Origin of the sequence: Brachybacterium sp. EE-P12 (assembly GCF_003711805.1) — a bacterium.
Lineage (GTDB): Bacteria > Actinomycetota > Actinomycetes > Actinomycetales > Dermabacteraceae > Brachybacterium.
In genome coordinates this window covers 1-13894 of record NZ_QXCP01000004.1, presented here as the reverse complement: position 1 = coordinate 13894, position 13894 = coordinate 1, and the positions used below count along the sequence as shown (strand labels likewise).

Annotated in this window: 14 protein-coding genes; 5 read left to right on the top strand and 9 right to left on the bottom strand. The window is 72.9% G+C overall.

Annotated elements, in window-relative coordinates; all coding sequences use genetic code 11:
* The first annotated feature begins 29 nt into the window (after nucleotides 1-29).
* A complete protein-coding gene (locus tag D1648_RS03230) occupies nucleotides 30-806 on the top strand; it encodes an SDR family oxidoreductase (protein ID WP_122939391.1) in 777 nt (258 codons plus the stop codon).
* Nucleotides 803-1492: a FadR/GntR family transcriptional regulator gene (locus tag D1648_RS03225; protein WP_122939390.1), complete on the top strand. Its 690-nt coding sequence runs from the start codon at nucleotides 803-805 to the stop codon at nucleotides 1490-1492. The genes D1648_RS03230 and D1648_RS03225 overlap by 4 nt, the downstream gene beginning before the upstream one ends.
* 6 nt (nucleotides 1493-1498) lie before the next feature.
* Here D1648_RS03225 and D1648_RS03220 read toward each other — a convergent pair whose 3' ends face one another.
* Nucleotides 1499-2602 (bottom strand): DUF418 domain-containing protein, encoded by a 1104-nt coding sequence (locus D1648_RS03220; protein ID WP_164518571.1) that lies wholly within the window; start codon nucleotides 2600-2602, stop codon nucleotides 1499-1501.
* A 284-nt stretch (nucleotides 2603-2886) separates the two neighbouring features.
* Between D1648_RS03220 and D1648_RS03215 the strand changes: the two genes are divergently transcribed.
* Entirely contained in the window at nucleotides 2887-3471 is a 585-nt protein-coding gene (locus tag D1648_RS03215) for a DUF4282 domain-containing protein (protein WP_122939388.1), read from the top strand.
* A gap of 135 nt (nucleotides 3472-3606) precedes the next feature.
* On the opposite strand, the gene D1648_RS03210 is transcribed toward D1648_RS03215, so the two are convergent.
* From D1648_RS03210 to D1648_RS03180, 7 genes are all read right to left on the bottom strand, one after another.
* Nucleotides 3607-3837 carry a sulfurtransferase TusA family protein gene (locus D1648_RS03210; RefSeq protein WP_122939387.1) on the bottom strand — a complete coding sequence of 77 codons (231 nt, stop codon included), beginning with the start codon at nucleotides 3835-3837 and terminating at the stop codon, nucleotides 3607-3609.
* Nucleotides 3838-3872: 35 nt separating this feature from the next.
* Nucleotides 3873-4940: a YeeE/YedE family protein gene (locus tag D1648_RS03205; RefSeq protein ID WP_122939386.1), complete on the bottom strand. Its 1068-nt coding sequence runs from the start codon at nucleotides 4938-4940 to the stop codon at nucleotides 3873-3875.
* A gap of 99 nt (nucleotides 4941-5039) precedes the next feature.
* Nucleotides 5040-5363 carry a hypothetical protein gene (locus tag D1648_RS03200; RefSeq protein ID WP_122939385.1) on the bottom strand — a complete coding sequence of 108 codons (324 nt, stop codon included), beginning with the start codon at nucleotides 5361-5363 and terminating at the stop codon, nucleotides 5040-5042.
* Nucleotides 5364-5433: 70 nt separating this feature from the next.
* Nucleotides 5434-6324: a TolB family protein gene (locus D1648_RS03195; RefSeq protein ID WP_122939384.1), complete on the bottom strand. Its 891-nt coding sequence runs from the start codon at nucleotides 6322-6324 to the stop codon at nucleotides 5434-5436.
* A gap of 55 nt (nucleotides 6325-6379) precedes the next feature.
* Entirely contained in the window at nucleotides 6380-7219 is an 840-nt protein-coding gene (locus D1648_RS03190) for an ABC transporter ATP-binding protein (protein ID WP_122939383.1), read from the bottom strand.
* Entirely contained in the window at nucleotides 7216-8301 is a 1086-nt protein-coding gene (locus D1648_RS03185) for an iron chelate uptake ABC transporter family permease subunit (RefSeq protein ID WP_122939382.1), read from the bottom strand. Before D1648_RS03185 ends, D1648_RS03190 begins: the two co-directional genes overlap by 4 nt.
* Nucleotides 8298-9365, bottom strand: coding sequence for an iron chelate uptake ABC transporter family permease subunit (locus D1648_RS03180; RefSeq protein WP_122939381.1), 1068 nt, complete (start codon nucleotides 9363-9365; stop codon nucleotides 8298-8300). The genes D1648_RS03185 and D1648_RS03180 overlap by 4 nt, the downstream gene beginning before the upstream one ends.
* A 130-nt stretch (nucleotides 9366-9495) precedes the next feature.
* Between D1648_RS03180 and D1648_RS03175 the strand changes: the two genes are divergently transcribed.
* The gene (locus D1648_RS03175) at nucleotides 9496-10521 is read left to right on the top strand and encodes an iron-siderophore ABC transporter substrate-binding protein (protein WP_122939380.1); all 1026 of its coding nucleotides are present in this window, start codon (nucleotides 9496-9498) and stop codon (nucleotides 10519-10521) included.
* A 163-nt stretch (nucleotides 10522-10684) separates the two neighbouring features.
* Complete coding sequence (locus D1648_RS03170) at nucleotides 10685-11923, top strand: MFS transporter (protein WP_122939379.1); 1239 nt, start codon at nucleotides 10685-10687, stop codon at nucleotides 11921-11923.
* Between the two features lie 112 nt (nucleotides 11924-12035).
* Here the strand turns inward: D1648_RS03170 and D1648_RS03165 are convergent, their stop codons facing one another.
* On the bottom strand, nucleotides 12036-13196 hold the full coding sequence (locus D1648_RS03165; RefSeq protein WP_122939378.1) for an aromatic acid exporter family protein: 1161 nt from the start codon (nucleotides 13194-13196) through the stop codon (nucleotides 12036-12038).
* Between the last annotated feature and the right edge of the window lie 698 nt (nucleotides 13197-13894).

The window sequence follows — 13894 nt, the reverse complement described above, 5'->3', positions numbered from 1 at the left end:
CCCGCGAGAGCGCCCCGAGGAGGAGCGAGATGACGACGAGCACGACCACCCCGAGCGAGCAGCACGCGCCACACAGCGCGGGCTCGGACACCCGCCGCACCGTCTGGATCACCGGCGCGGGCAGCGGGATGGGCCGCGCCACCGCGCTGCGGGCAGCCCGGAACGGCTGGGCCGTCGCGCTCAGCGGCAGGCGCGAGGCGCAGCTCGAGCAGCTCGCCGCCGAGATCCGCGACGCCGGCGGGACCGCCCTGGTCGCACCGCTGGACGTGCAGGACCGGGACGCGGTGCGCGAGACCGCCCGGCGCCTCGTGGCCGAGCTCGGCGGGATCGACGCGCTCGTCCTCGCCGCCGGGCTGAACGCTCCGCAGCGGCGCTGGGAGGATCAGGACCTCGCCGAGTTCGACGCCATCGTCTCCACGAACCTCACCGCGGTCGCCTCCACGATCGACGCCGCCCTCCCCCACCTGCGCGAACGCGGCGGGCAGGTCGTGGTGATCTCCTCCTACGCAGGCTGGTCGTTCCAACCCGGGGCGGGCGTCGCCTACTCGGCGAGCAAGACGGCGCTCGGCTCCCTGGTGCGCACCCTGAACCAGCAGGAGGCCGCGCGCGGGGTGCGGGCCTGCCACCTGTGCCCGGGCGATGTGGCGACGGACTTCCTCGACCAGCGCCCCTCCGTCCCGGATGCCGCGGCCCGGGCGAGGATGCTCAGCGCGGAGGACGTGGCCCGCACCGCCTGCTTCGTGCTCGACTCCCCCGCGCACGTGCGGATCGACGAGCTGGTCGTCTCCCCCGTCTCGCAGGCATGACCACGGCGGCGAGCGCCTTCGACCGGGCGCTGGACCAGCTCGGCGCAGCGATCGTCGCCGGCGAGCTGCCCGACGGGCACGCCGACACGGTCGACGGGTTCATCACCCGCACGGGCGCCTCACGCAGCGTGGTCCGCGAGGTCACGCGGGTGCTCGGCGCGCTCGGGATGCTCAGCGCCGGCCGGCGCGTCGGGCTGCGGGTCCTCCCGCTCGCGCAGTGGGATCTGCTGGATCCGCGCGTGATCCGCTGGCGGCTCGAGGGCCCGGACCGCGAGGTGCAGCTCGCGGAGCTGCGCTCGCTGCGCCATGCGGTCGAGCCCGCGGCCGCCGCAGCCGCGGCCCGTGAAGTCCGCGACGGGCGCGGGAGCACACGGCTGCTCGACGAGGCGCTGGTCGCGATGGTCCAGGCGGCCGACGGGCCCGAGAACGGTGACTTCCTCGCCGCGGACCGCGCCTTCCACGCCGCCGTCCTGGACCTCTCCGGCAACGCGATGCTGCTGCGTCTGCGCGAGGTGATCGAGGAGGGGCTGCGCCACCGGGCGCTCGTCGAACGGGGCGAGCTCGCCCCGGACCGGCACGACCTCGCCCTGCATCAGGAGGTCGCCGAGGCGATCGGCGCAGGCGAGGAGGAGCGGGCCGCCGCGTGCATGCGGGAGATCATCGAGCGGACGACGCCGGCGCGCTGAGGAAGCTCAGGACCCGACCTGCTCCCGCCCCCATGCCCCGCTCCACGTCGCCCATTGCCACGCCTTCTCCAGCGGTCCCTGCCCGAACCGTGCGAGCCACCAGCGCGAGCAGAGCGACTGCCCGACGAGCAGCAGCACGCATCCGCCCCAGATCGCGAACATCTCGCCGTCACCGATGAGCACGATGTCGCGGTCCAGCAGCCCCCACAGCGGGGAGTACAGCGGCCATCCCACGAGCACGCCGATCACGGTCGCGCCGACGTAGTTGGTCAGCGCCATGCGTCCCAGCGGCGCGAACACGGCCTCGAGCGCGCCGCGCAGGGGCGTGCGCAGGAGAGCGGCGAGGACGCCCACCAGGCTCATCCCGCTGAGCAGGCCGGCGACGGAGCTGGCGGTGTCGAATCCTGCCGTCTCGGGGCTGGCCAGCTGCATGACGAGGAACGGGGTCGCAGCGGCACCGGCGACCAGGGCGAGCAGCAGGCCGTGACGCGCCGATTCCTCGACGCGGCGCGGCAGATCCGCCTCGGCGATCGCAAGGCCCAGCAGGAACAGGCCCGGGATCAGCACCATCCCTCCGACCGGGGCCGCCGCGGCAGTGATGAGCAGCCCGGCCGCAGCCGCGATCCGGCCGCGCCAGGGCCGGGGCACGAAGGAGAGCGGCAGCAGCACCGCGATGCCCGCGACCGCGTAGACGAGCAGCGCCTCGCCGGGCTGGAGCAGCTGGTGCAGCAGTCCCAGCATCCCGAGGGCCGCGAGCCGTCGCAGCAGCACCGCACGGGGCCGGGCCGCGCGGCGCTCGGCCGAGGCGAGCAGCATCCCGAACCCGACCCCGAACAGCAGGGAGAAGATCGGGAAGAACCGCTGCTGGACGAGCAGCTGCTGCAGGGTGTGGCTGAGCGGCACGGTCCCGTCGTTCCACTGCACCGTCACCCCCAGGATTGTGGCGATGTTCGCGAAGAGGATCCCGGCGACCGCGACGCCGCGCACCACGTCGAGCACGAGGAGCCGGCGATGGTGCGTCGCAGCAGGGCTAGTAGGGGCGGCGTCGACTGACGCTTCGGCGGAGGGCGCGGCCGTCACCGCAGAGGAGGCAGAGGAGGGGGAAACCATGGTCCCCATCGTGCCGTCGGCCGTCCGTCGCAGGCGTCCCCTCCCGGGCCGATCCGCCAGCCGGCGGCGTCATCCTCCGGCAGGAGGGAGGGTGCGACGGGCGGAGCAGCAGCCCTCGCGCCAGCGGTCCCTCCCGGCCGCCGCTCCCTGCCCTTCCCGAGGCCCAGACGCGGCCCCCATGGCCCGCGACCACGGGCTACGGTGATACCGGGGGTCGAATCGGTGGCGCGGGGGCGCCACCCGTCTCCCCCGCTACATACCGTTTCGCAGAAGGAGTCGCAACCATGACGCAGCCGCCCGAGGGCAGCAACCCGCAGGACCCCCAGTCGCAGGATCCGCAGTACGGACAGGGTCCCGCGCCCGAGCCGACGAGCAGCGGCTACGGCGCCCAGGACCCGTACGGGCAGCAGAGCGCGCCGTCGGCCTCACAGCCGGATGCCGCACAGGGACCGGCCTGGGGCTCCGCGCAGAGCCCGTCGGCCGCCCCGCACGGCGGCGCCACGCAGGCCGGGAGCTCCTCCGGCGGGGAGGCCGGCTTCTTCAAGGCGCTGTTCGACTTCCGGTTCGAGCACTTCATCACCGTGAAGTTCTCGTCCTTCCTCTACATCATCGCGTTCGTCGTCGCGGCGCTGATGTGGCTGATGAACATCATCTGGGGCATCGCCTTCGGCGCCATCTGGGGCAACATGAACAGCTTCTACGGCGAGGGCGGCTTCAACGCGTTCCCGCTGGTGTTCGCGATCCTGTTCGGCTGGATCCCCTCGGTGATCTCGCTGATCGCGATGCGGCTCGGGCTCGAGTTCGCCGTCGCGACGGTGCGCACGGCCCAGAACACCGGCCGCATCGCGCAGGCGGCGCAGAAGGCCTGACCGCCACGTCCGACGACGGGCCCCGCACCAGCTGGTGCGGGGCCCGTCGTCGTCCTGTCGCCCCCACCCGATGCAGGGCGACGCGATGCCATGCCCTCGGTGGGGCTCCGAGGCCGAGGGCGCAGGTCGAGGCGCTCAGGTGCCCTTGCGCACCGTGATCGTCCAGCCCGCCTCGCCGGTGCGGTCGAAGGCGACGACCTCGTGGCCGTCCTCGGCCGCCCACTGGGGCAGGGAGTCGGTGGCCTGGGTGCAGTCGAAGTCGATGATCAGGTCGTCGCCGGCGTCCAGCTGCTGCATCGCGTTCTTCGCGTCGATGAGCGGGAACGGGCAGACGGCGCCGTTGGTCTGGAGGGTGTAGGCGGTCATGGGAGGTCCTTCCGAGGGGCGTTCGACGGTCGAGGTCAGGAGGCGGGGGTGAGCACGGGGGCGGGGCGGCTGCTCGCGGCGGCCTGCTGCGGGCGCTGGAGGAAGAACCAGGCCGCACCCCAGGTGCCGAGCATGATCGCGACCAGCGAGACCCAGCCCTGGTAGCTGAACAGGCTGGTCTCCACCAGGGAGTTGCCGATCGTGCAGCCGCCGGCGAGCGCGGCGCCGATGCCCATCGCGACGCCGCCGCCGGCGCTGCGCAGCATGGTCTGGGCGTCCGGGACGCGCCAGCGGAACTCGCCCGACAGCTTCGCCGCGGCGAAGGAGCCGACGAGGATGCCGAGCACGAGCATCACCGACCAGTCCACGAGGGTGATGTCGCCGGTGCTGAGGAAGGTGACGATCTTGGCCGACGGGGTGGTGATGCCGAGCCCGCCGTTGCGGCCCGCGGCCGTCGAGAGCACCCAGGCGGCGATCGCGATCAGGCCCAGCAGCACCCCGCCCACCCAGGGGCTCCAGGGAATGTCGGCGAGGTAGTGGCCGAGGCCGCTGCGCCGGGCGGGCAGGCGCAGCGCGGGGCGAGCGGCGGCCTTGCGCCGTTCGCGCACCACCAGCGCCGCGACGATCGCGCTGAACACGACCACGGGCACCCATACGCTCACACCCAGGGTCTCCTGGATGGTCGCGTCGGCGACCGTGCGGGACCGGGCCGCCTCGGTGAAGCCGCCCAGCGGGCCGTACTTCATGACCGAGGCGAACAGGGCGTAGAAGATCAGCGCGATCCAGGAGCCGATGAGGCCCTCGCCGGCACGGTAGTAGGTGCCTGTCGCGCAGCCGCCGGCCATGATGATGCCGACGCCGAAGATCAGGCCGCCGCCGATCACGGCGAGCGGGGCGAAGGAGGCGGGCTCGGGCGCGATGGCTCCGGCGCCGGCGAGCGCGGCGACGCCGACGGCCTGGATCGCGATGGCGAGCAGGAAGGGAGTGAAGTAGCGCGTCGAGCGCGTGAGGTAGAGGTCGCGGAACGCCCCGGTGACGCAGAAGCGGGAGCGCTGCAGGACGTAGCCGAGCACGGCGCCGAGGAGGAGGCCGGTGAGGATCATGCCCTGCAGGCTAACTAATGAGCACCATAAGGGAAACCTCTATGACGGTCTCCGACGGCCGGGCAGCACCGGTCCCGCCGCCTGCCGCCCGAGGGAGCGTCAGCCGATGCGGTTGCCGTAACCGCGCTGGGCGGCCCGGTCCTTGAGGTCCGCGAACACCTTCCCGAGCCCCGTGGGCGGCGGCTCGTCCTCCGAGGGCAGCTCGATGTACTCCACGACCGAGCGCATGGTCGCCACGTCGATGCTGGGCGCGCCGCCGTCGAGCAGCGTGCCGAGGCGCTCGCCGATCATGGTCTCGAGCTTCTGGGCGGCCTCCTGGCCGCGTGACTCGCGGACCTCGTCGAGACGGCGCCGCAGGAGGGCGGCGGCGACCTCGGAGGCGGGGACGGGCTCGGGGTGTCCGGCGACGGTGAGATGTTCCATGGTGCTCCGCATCGGCTCGAGGGGCCGGTCTGCTGCGTCCGGCTCCGAGCAGGGTACCGGCACGGTCGGCTCAGTCGTGATGGCCGCTCACGGGATAGTCGACGTAGGCGAGGGAGCGACCGTCCGGCGACCAGCTGTTCACGTTCATCGTGCCCTGGCCGCCGTGGACGCGGACCAGGTCGCGGATCCCCGTGCCGTCGGCCTCGCACAGCCGCACGATCACGTCGCGGTCCGCGGGATGCCCCTCGGTCCCGGGAGGGAAGCTGACGTAGGCGAGGCGGCCGCCGTCGGGCGAGACGTGCGGGAACCAGTTCACGCGCTCGTCGTGGGTGAGCTGCTCGATGCCGGTCCCGTCGGGCCGCATGCGGAACAGCTGGGCGTGGCCGGGGGCGGTCCGCACCCGCTCCGAGTTGAAGTAGATCCACCGCCCGTCGGGCGAGTACTCGGCACCGTCATCGGGGAACTCGTCGTCGGTGAGCTGCACCTCCTCTCCTCCCGCCGAGGGGATCGTGAAGACGTCCGGCACGGACCAGCTCCCCTCGGCGTCGACCCGCAGCCCGATGTACGCGAGCATCATCCCGTCGGGGCTGACGCCGTGGAGGAAGTGGAGCCGGCCGTCCTCCTTCGTGATCCGCCGCGCGCGGCCGCCGGCGAGCGGAGCGCGGTGGATGTGCCCGTCGGCGCACGAGACGAAGATGTGCTCCCCGTCGGGGTCGAGCACGTGGTCGTTGTTCAGCTCCGGCAGGTCCCCGAGATCGATCCGCACCGGTCCCGAGGGAGCGCCGGCGGGCAGGCGGAAGAGGTGGCCGTCGCCGTTGACGTACAGCGACCTCCCGTCGAGGGACCAGTTCGGCGCCTCGTAGAGGATCTCGGCGGACTCGTGCACGAGGGTCCGCTCGCCGGAGTCGACGTCGAGGGTGAGGATGCGGGAGCGCTGCCCGGGGGCGAGGGTGCGTGCCATGGCACAGGAGTCTGCCCCGCCGAGGCCCTCCCGGTCACCGCCCGTCCAGCCCTCCTCAGCCGCGTTCCCGCGCCCCGCGCGCTCGCGGAACGACCAGCGGGGTGCCCGTCTCCGGGTCCTCGATCACCAGGCATTCCAGGCCGAACACCTCCCGCACCAGCTCGGCGGTGACCACCTCGCCGGGTGCGCCCTGGGCCCTCACCTGCCCGTCCTTCATGGCGATCAGGTGCGTGGCGTAGCGGGCGGCGTGGTTGAGGTCGTGCAGCACGGCGACCAGGGTGCTGCCGGCCTCGTGGAGGTCCGCGAACAGGTCCAGCAGCTCGATCTGGTGGGCGATGTCGAGATAGGTCGTCGGCTCGTCCAGCAGCAGGATCGGGGTCTGCTGGGCCAGCGCCATCGCCGCCCAGACCCGCTGGCGCTGCCCGCCGGAGAGCTCGTCGACGTGGCGGGTGCGCAGCGAGGTGACGTTCGTGGCGGCCATCGCGGATTCCACGGCCTCCTCGTCGGCCGTGGACCACTGGCGGATCAGCCCCTGGTGGGGATAGCGGCCGCGGGCGACGAGGTCCGCGACGGTGATCCCGTCGGGCGCGATCGAGGACTGCGGCAGCAGCCCCACCAGGCGCGCGGCCTCCTTCGCCCGGTACTCGGCGATGCTGCGCCCGTCCAGCACCACGCTCCCTGCCGACGGCGCGAGCAGGCGGGACAGCGCGCGCAGCAGGGTCGACTTGCCGCAGGCGTTGGGGCCGACGATCACCGTGAAGGACTCGTCCGGGATCGTGACGGTCAGCGCCTCGGAGATGACGCGGCGGTCGTAGGCGAGGGTGACGCCGTCGGCCGCCAGCCGGCCGAGGGTCTGCGCCGAGGGGTCGCCGGGGCGGGTGCTGGAGCGGTTCATAGCTGGGCGCGGGCTTCCTGGACGAGGAGGACGATGAGATACAGGCCGCCGATCACGACGGTGACGACGCCGACGGGCACCGAGCCGGGGATCACGTGCTGGGCGACGAGGTCGGCGCCGAGCAGCAGCAGCGCGCCGGTGAACGCGCTCGCGCCGACGGGGATCCCCGCGCCGCGGGCGAGCCGCTTGGTGATCTGCGGCGCGGCCAGGGCGATGAAGGCGATCGGGCCGGTCAGCGCGGTGACGATCGCGATCAGCGCGACGCCGGCGACGAGCACCGCGATGCGCACCGGCTCTGTGCGCACGCCGTGGGCGTGGGCGGCGTCGTCCCCCAGCTCGAGCTGGCGCAGCGGCGGGACCACGCAGGCGGTGAGCACCCCGCACACCGCGAGCACCGGGACGGCGAGGGCGAGGTCGCTCCAGCCCACCAGGGCGATGGAGCCGGCGCCCCACAGCGAGGCGGCCATCGCGACCTCGGTCTGCGCCCGCAGCAGCACATAGGTGTTCAGGCTCGAGAGGACGGCGGTCACGGCGATGCCGACGATGATCAGCCGGAACCCCTGCACACCGCCGCGCCAGGCCAGGACGTACACCAGCAGCGCGGCGGCGAGCCCGCCGATCAGCGCGCCGGCCATCTCGCTGAGCACGTTCGCGCCCACCACGGTGATCGAGATGATCGCCCCGGTGTACGCGCCGGTGGAGAAGCCGATGACGTCCGGGGAGCCGAGCGGGTTGCGGGTCAGGGTCTGGAACAGCGCGCCGGAGACCCCGAGCGCGGCGCCGAACAGCACGGCGGCGAGCACGCGCGGCAGGCGCCAGTCGATCACGATGGTGCTGACGAAGCCCTGGTCGGTCACCAGCGCCCGGATCACCTCGGGCACGCTCAGCGGATAGTCGCCCCAGGTCATCGCCACCAGGGCGAGGCCGATGACGAGCGCGGCGAGCACGAGGGCGATCAGCAGGGTACGGCGGTGGACGCGCAGGATGCTGCGACCGAGCGCGAGGCGGGCGTAGCCGTCATGGTCGGCGGCGAGCAGGGCTCGGCGACGGGGGCGCGCGGGGGCGCCTGCGGGGGTGGTCACAGTCCGCTCACCCGCTCACGTCGCACCAGCAGCACCAGCACGGGCGCGCCGAGGAAGGCGGTGACGATACCGACCTGCATCTCGCCGGTGGGCAGGATGACCCTTCCCAGCACGTCCGCGGCGATGGTGAGCACCGGCGCCAGCAGCACCGAGTACGCGATGATCCAGCGCTGGTCGGGGCCCACGATCCAGCGGGCGATGTGCGGGATCATCAGGCCCACGAAGGCGACCGGCCCGGCCATCGCGGTGGCGGAGCCGGCCAGCAGGGTGATCGCCAGCAGCGACAGCACCCGGGTGCGCAGCACCTTCGCGCCGAGCGCATGGGCGAGGTCGTCGCCGAGTGCCACCGCGTTCAGCGCCGGCCCCAGCGCGAGTGCGATCACGAGCCCGACCACCAGGAACGGGGCCGTCGCGCTGGTCACCTCCCCGCCGCGGTCGGCGAAGGAGCCCGCCTCCCAGGCCCGGATGACGCTGAACGTCTCCTGGTCCGCGAGCAGCAGGGCGCTGGTGATGCCGCTGAGCACGGCGCCGAGGGCGACCCCGGCGAGGGTGAGCTGAGCGGGGCTGACGGAGCCGCGGCCGATCGAGCCGACGAGGTAGACGACCACGGTGGTCACGAGCGCGCCGCCGAAGGCGAACCACACGTAGCCGCTCGGCGCGGTCACCCCGAGCAGCCCCACCCCCATCGCGACGGCGAAGGCGGAGCCGGCGTTCACGCCGAGGATCCCGGGATCGGCGAGCGGGTTGCGGGTCACTGCCTGGATGAGCGCGCCGGCGACCCCGAGCGCCGCCCCGACCAGCAGCCCCATCACGGTGCGCGGGATCCGCAGGATGGTCACCACCTGCGCGTCACGGCCGGTGTCCGCGCCGGTCAGCGCGTCCCACACGGTCGACAGCGGCAGGTCGCGCGAGCCGACCATCACGCTCAGCACCGTCACGATCGCCAGCAGCGCGAGCACGACGAGGAGGCCGAGCACCCTCCGCGGGGCGGGGGTCGGATGCGTGCGGGCGCTCGCCTGTGCGGCGAGGTCCGTGCGCGGAGGCGTCCGAGCAGTCGATGTCACTCTCCGATATTAGGCAAGCCTTGTCATACTCGGAACGGACGGCGACGTGTCATGCGGCACCACCGGTGGCCGAGCCGTCCGTCGCTCCGCTCCGTCCCGCCCCGTCGGGCTCCAGGAAGGTCCTGCTCTCATGAAGATCTCACGTCGTCACGCCCTCGCCGCCTCCGGGCTCGCGGCCCTCGCCCTGGCCGGCTGCGGCGGCTCCTCCGACGACGGCGCCTCCGGCTCCGGAGCCTCCGACGGCGGCGCCGCCAGGAGCAACGGCGCCTCGGCCGGCACCTTCCCCGCGACCGTCACCACCGAGTTCGGGGACGTCACCATCGAGGAGGCCCCCACCCGGGTGGTGGCGCTGGGCTGGGGCGACGCGGAGATCGCGCTCGCGCTCGGCGTGCAGCCCGTCGGCGCCTCCGACTGGCTGGACTTCGGCGGCAACGGCCAGGGGCCGTGGGCAGCGGACCTCTACGACGAGGACCCGACGCTGATCGACACCCTCGAGCCGTCCTTCGAGGCGATCGCCGCGCTCGAGCCGGACCTGATCCTGGACGTGCGCGGCAGCGGCGACCAGGACCGCCACGACCGGCTCGCCGAGATCGCCACCACCGTCGGCATCCCGCCCGGCGGCGCGAACTGGCTGACGACGATGGAGGACCACGTCGCCCTGATCTCCGGCGCGCTGGGCATCCCCGAGCAGGGCGAGCAGCTCCTGGCGCAGGTCGACGCCGCCTACGCGGATGTGGCCGAGGCCCACCCCGAGTGGGAGGGGAAGACGGTCACCGCCGCCGCCCGCACCAGCGAGGGCTGGGGCGCGTACATCGAGGGCGGCGGCCGGCTGGAGACCCTCGCCCGGTTCGGCTTCGTGCAGAACCCGACGATCGCCGAGCTGCCGGCGGACGAGGGCGGCTTCAGCGTGGACATCTCCAGCGAGAACCTCGACCAGCTCGAGGCCGATCTCATCGTCGCCTTCCCGATCTACCTCAAGCCGAGCGTCATCACCGACGACGCGCAGTGGCAGAGCCTCGAGGCCGTCGAGGACGGACGCGCCGTGGTGCTGGACGGAGACGTCTCCGACGCCTTCTCGGCGAGCACGCCGCTCGCCTCGATCTACGCCGTCGACCAGCTGACCCCGCTGTTCGAGGAGGCGCTGCCGGCCGAGTGAGGCAGCACGCCGGCGCGCCCGGGGACGTCCTGCCCCGCGAGGCGCCGGCACCGTCTTCCTCACCCCCTCTGGCACGGCCTCGCCCCGCCCCGATAGGGTCGACAGGTCCCCTCACCGCTTCCAGCGTCGGCAGCGAGTCCCCGTCCCGCGCTGGAGGTCCCCCATGACGCAGCCGCACGCCCCGCAGGCGCCGCTCTCCCCCGGCCGTCTGCGCCTGGTGATCCTCGCGATGGCGCTCGGCGCCTTCGCGATCGGCACCACCGAGTTCGCCTCCATGGGGCTGCTGCCCCAGATCGCCCGCGACCTCGAGGTCTCGATCCCGCAGGCCGGGATGCTCATCACCCTGTACGCGCTCGGCGTGGTGATCGGGGCGCCGCTGGTGACCATCGCCGCGGTGAAGATGCCGCGCGCCCGCCTGCTGGTGCTGCTGATCGCCCTGATCGGCCTCGGCAACCTGCTCTCCGCGATGGCGCCGGCGTTCTCGGTGCTCGCCGCCGCGCGCTTCGTCGCGGGCCTGCCCCACGGCGCCTTCTTCGGCGTCGCCTCGCTGGTCGCGGCGCGGCTGTCCCCGCCCGGGCGCCGCGCCCGCTCCGTCTCGCTGGTGATGCTGGGCCTGACGATCGCGACGATGCTGGGCGTGCCCGCCTCGACCGCCTTCGGGCAGGTCGTCGGCTGGCGCTCCGCCTACGTGATCGTGGTGCTCGTCGCCGCGGCGAGCACGCTCGCGATCTGGCGCCTGGTGCCCGAGCCCGAGGGCACAGGCGTCACCGGCTCGATCCGCGGGGAGCTGCGGGCGCTGCGCCGGGCGCAGGTGTGGTTCGCGCTCGGGATCGGCTCGATCGGCTTCGGCGGCATGTTCGCGGTGTACAGCTACATCGGCGAGATCGTGCCCGGGGTGATGGGGCTCGGCGAGCGGGCGGTACCCGTGGCGCTGTTCGTGTTCGGAGTGGGCATGACCGCCGGGAACATCCTCGCCGGGCGTCTCGCCGACCGTTCGATCTACGGCACGATCTTCGCGGGCCTGATCGGCATGGCACTGTCGCTGGCCGTGTTCGCCCTGGTCGCCCCGAACGCGATCGCGGGGATGACGGTGCTGTTCGCGATCGCGATCACCTCCCAGCTCATGGGACCCTCCCTGCAGCTGTTCCTGCTCGACGCCTCGCCGGACGCGCCCTCGCTCGCCGCTGCCCTGCACCACTCGGCGCTGAATATCGGCAACTCGCTCGGCGCGGCGCTCGGCGCGGCCGTGCTCGCCGCCGGCTGGGGGCTGCTCGCCCCGGCCTGGACCGGCGTGGCCCTCGCGCTCGCCGGGCTCGCGATCGCCGCCTGGTCGTTCCTGGTGCACCGCCGGCAGGAGGCGCGCGACGCCGCCGAGGTGCCGAGCGTCCCCGCCGCCTGCTGAGCCGGTCCCTGTCCGATCTGCACAATGGGGCGTCCAGCGGCACGGCGTGGAGCTGAGCTCCGCAGCGTGCCGCTGGACGCCCCTTCCTGCAGACGCCGCATCGCACGCGGCCTCACGCCTCGCGGGTGTCCCGGGCCTCGCGAGCCGAGGCCACGTCGTCGACCACGACGGCGATGTGCTGCATGGCGCGGATGAGCGCACCGTAGACGGGCCAGGAGTCAGCGGGCATGTGGCCGTCCTCCGCCATCTGCACCGCGAGCTCGGTGAGGCGATCGTGGATCGGCTCGACCTCGGCGTCGGGATCGGCGATCGCCAGACCAGCGTCGTGCACGATGGCGGACCAGCGCGTTCTGAAGCGACGATCCCACTCCCCGTGCGCGTAGCTCGCCTCGCGCAGAGTGCGGGTCAGGTTCCGCAGGTGGGAGATGCCCTCGTCGACGCGCTCGAGGATCTCGCGGTAGTCCGCAGGGCGCGACTCGGCGCGACGCCGGCGCAGCGGTGCCATGGGGTGGCTGCGCGGATTGCCCCACGAGCTCTCCCTGGCGAAGCGCACGCTCTGCCAGGCGGAGCTGATCATGTCCTGCATCTCGGCGGTGCGCTGCGCCCACTGCTCGGCACGCTCGGTGTCCCAGGAGCGAGTGAGCTCCTCGGACATGTCCACCAGCAGCTCGCCCATGAGCAGGTTGATCCGGTCCACGTAGCGCGACGCCTGGGCGTCGCGCAGCGGCGGAACCACGAGCGCGTTGACGACGATGCCGAAGGCCACGCCCACCGCCACCTCCAGCAAGCGGTCCGTCAGCAGCGGAGCCTGCTCGCCGAAACCGGAGCCGAGGACGAACACGGCGGTGGTCGCGATGGCGATGCCCTCGTCGCGGATCCACCACAGCCGGGAGGCGAGCATGCCCACCAGGAGAGCCAGGGCGAAGGTCCACAGCTCCACGCCGAGGAAGGCCCCGATCACGTAGGACAGCAGTACGCCGAGCCCCGAGGACACCGTCGTCTGTATGCCTCGTGCGAGGGAGCGGTAGACGGTGGCGTGCACGGTCAGCAGTGCGGTCCACGGCGCCAGGAAGGGCATCTCGGAGTGCATCACCGCGCTCGCGAACCACCAGGCGGCTGTCGCGGCCAGGACGCACTTGAGGATCTGCAGCAGATCGGTGACGACCTCCGGCCGGCGGAGGAAGGCCATGATGCGCGTCCAGATCCCCTCGTCGTGCTGGTGCCCCGTTTCGGCAGAGATGGCGTGCTGATGCCTCGGGGAGGATTCGGTCATCGTCGTCACCTCGTAGTCGTGCGCGCTTTCAGAGAGCGGGAGACACGATCCTACGGTCGGGTAGGCACCGCCCGTGCGTGTGTATGCACGTCATCCCCGACGCCGGCGACACCCCGGTGGCGGGCCCGGCCTCGTGACAGACCCGGCCTCGCCTGCCCGCATGGCGGCGGTAACGGCCGGCGAGGGCTGCGGGCCGGATCGTGCGTAGGGGTCCGGTCGTCTCCGTGTCCTGGCCAGGAGGAGTCGTCGCCGCTGCTTCTGTGTCTTCTGTGTCGTCGTCGGGCCGATGGTGACAAGAGGTGGCTATATAGCCAGCTCATGTCGCTATAGGCCCGCGGATGACGGCCCCTCCGGGCAGGCGCAGGTCAGAGACCGGCCCCGCCCCGCCCCCGATATCCACGGCACGCCCCGGCCGCACGCATGGCGGCCCGGCTCCCCTGAACCCCGACGATGCCGCCGGGGCTGTCCGCGTTCCCGCCGACCAGGAGAGCAGCCCAGAGCAGCCACAGGGCCAGGCCAGCCACGGGCCGGGCCAGCCACGGGCCAGGCGAGTCCGGTGTCGGGCATGAAAAAAGGGAGTGGAGGAGGCGAACACCCCCGCAGGGGGTTCCAGCACTCCTCCACTCCCAGTGAAAGATGTCCGGCGGCGACCTACTCTCCCACACCCTCCCGAGTGCAGTACCATCGGCGCGATCGAG

Bases quoted from the DNA above. Each gene is read 5' to 3' on its own strand.
- D1648_RS03230 (WP_122939391.1), top strand. From the start codon at position 30: ATGACGACGAGCACGACCACCCCGAGCGAGCAGCACGCGCCACACAGC.
- D1648_RS03225 (WP_122939390.1), top strand. From the start codon at position 803: ATGACCACGGCGGCGAGCGCCTTCGACCGGGCGCTGGACCAGCTCGGC.
- D1648_RS03220 (WP_164518571.1), bottom strand. From the start codon at position 2,602: ATGGTTTCCCCCTCCTCTGCCTCCTCTGCGGTGACGGCCGCGCCCTCC.
- D1648_RS03215 (WP_122939388.1), top strand. From the start codon at position 2,887: ATGACGCAGCCGCCCGAGGGCAGCAACCCGCAGGACCCCCAGTCGCAG.
- D1648_RS03210 (WP_122939387.1), bottom strand. From the start codon at position 3,837: ATGACCGCCTACACCCTCCAGACCAACGGCGCCGTCTGCCCGTTCCCG.
- D1648_RS03205 (WP_122939386.1), bottom strand. From the start codon at position 4,940: ATGATCCTCACCGGCCTCCTCCTCGGCGCCGTGCTCGGCTACGTCCTG.
- D1648_RS03200 (WP_122939385.1), bottom strand. From the start codon at position 5,363: ATGGAACATCTCACCGTCGCCGGACACCCCGAGCCCGTCCCCGCCTCC.
- D1648_RS03195 (WP_122939384.1), bottom strand. From the start codon at position 6,324: ATGGCACGCACCCTCGCCCCCGGGCAGCGCTCCCGCATCCTCACCCTC.
- D1648_RS03190 (WP_122939383.1), bottom strand. From the start codon at position 7,219: ATGAACCGCTCCAGCACCCGCCCCGGCGACCCCTCGGCGCAGACCCTC.
- D1648_RS03175 (WP_122939380.1), top strand. From the start codon at position 9,496: ATGAAGATCTCACGTCGTCACGCCCTCGCCGCCTCCGGGCTCGCGGCC.
- D1648_RS03170 (WP_122939379.1), top strand. From the start codon at position 10,685: ATGACGCAGCCGCACGCCCCGCAGGCGCCGCTCTCCCCCGGCCGTCTG.
- D1648_RS03165 (WP_122939378.1), bottom strand. From the start codon at position 13,196: ATGACCGAATCCTCCCCGAGGCATCAGCACGCCATCTCTGCCGAAACG.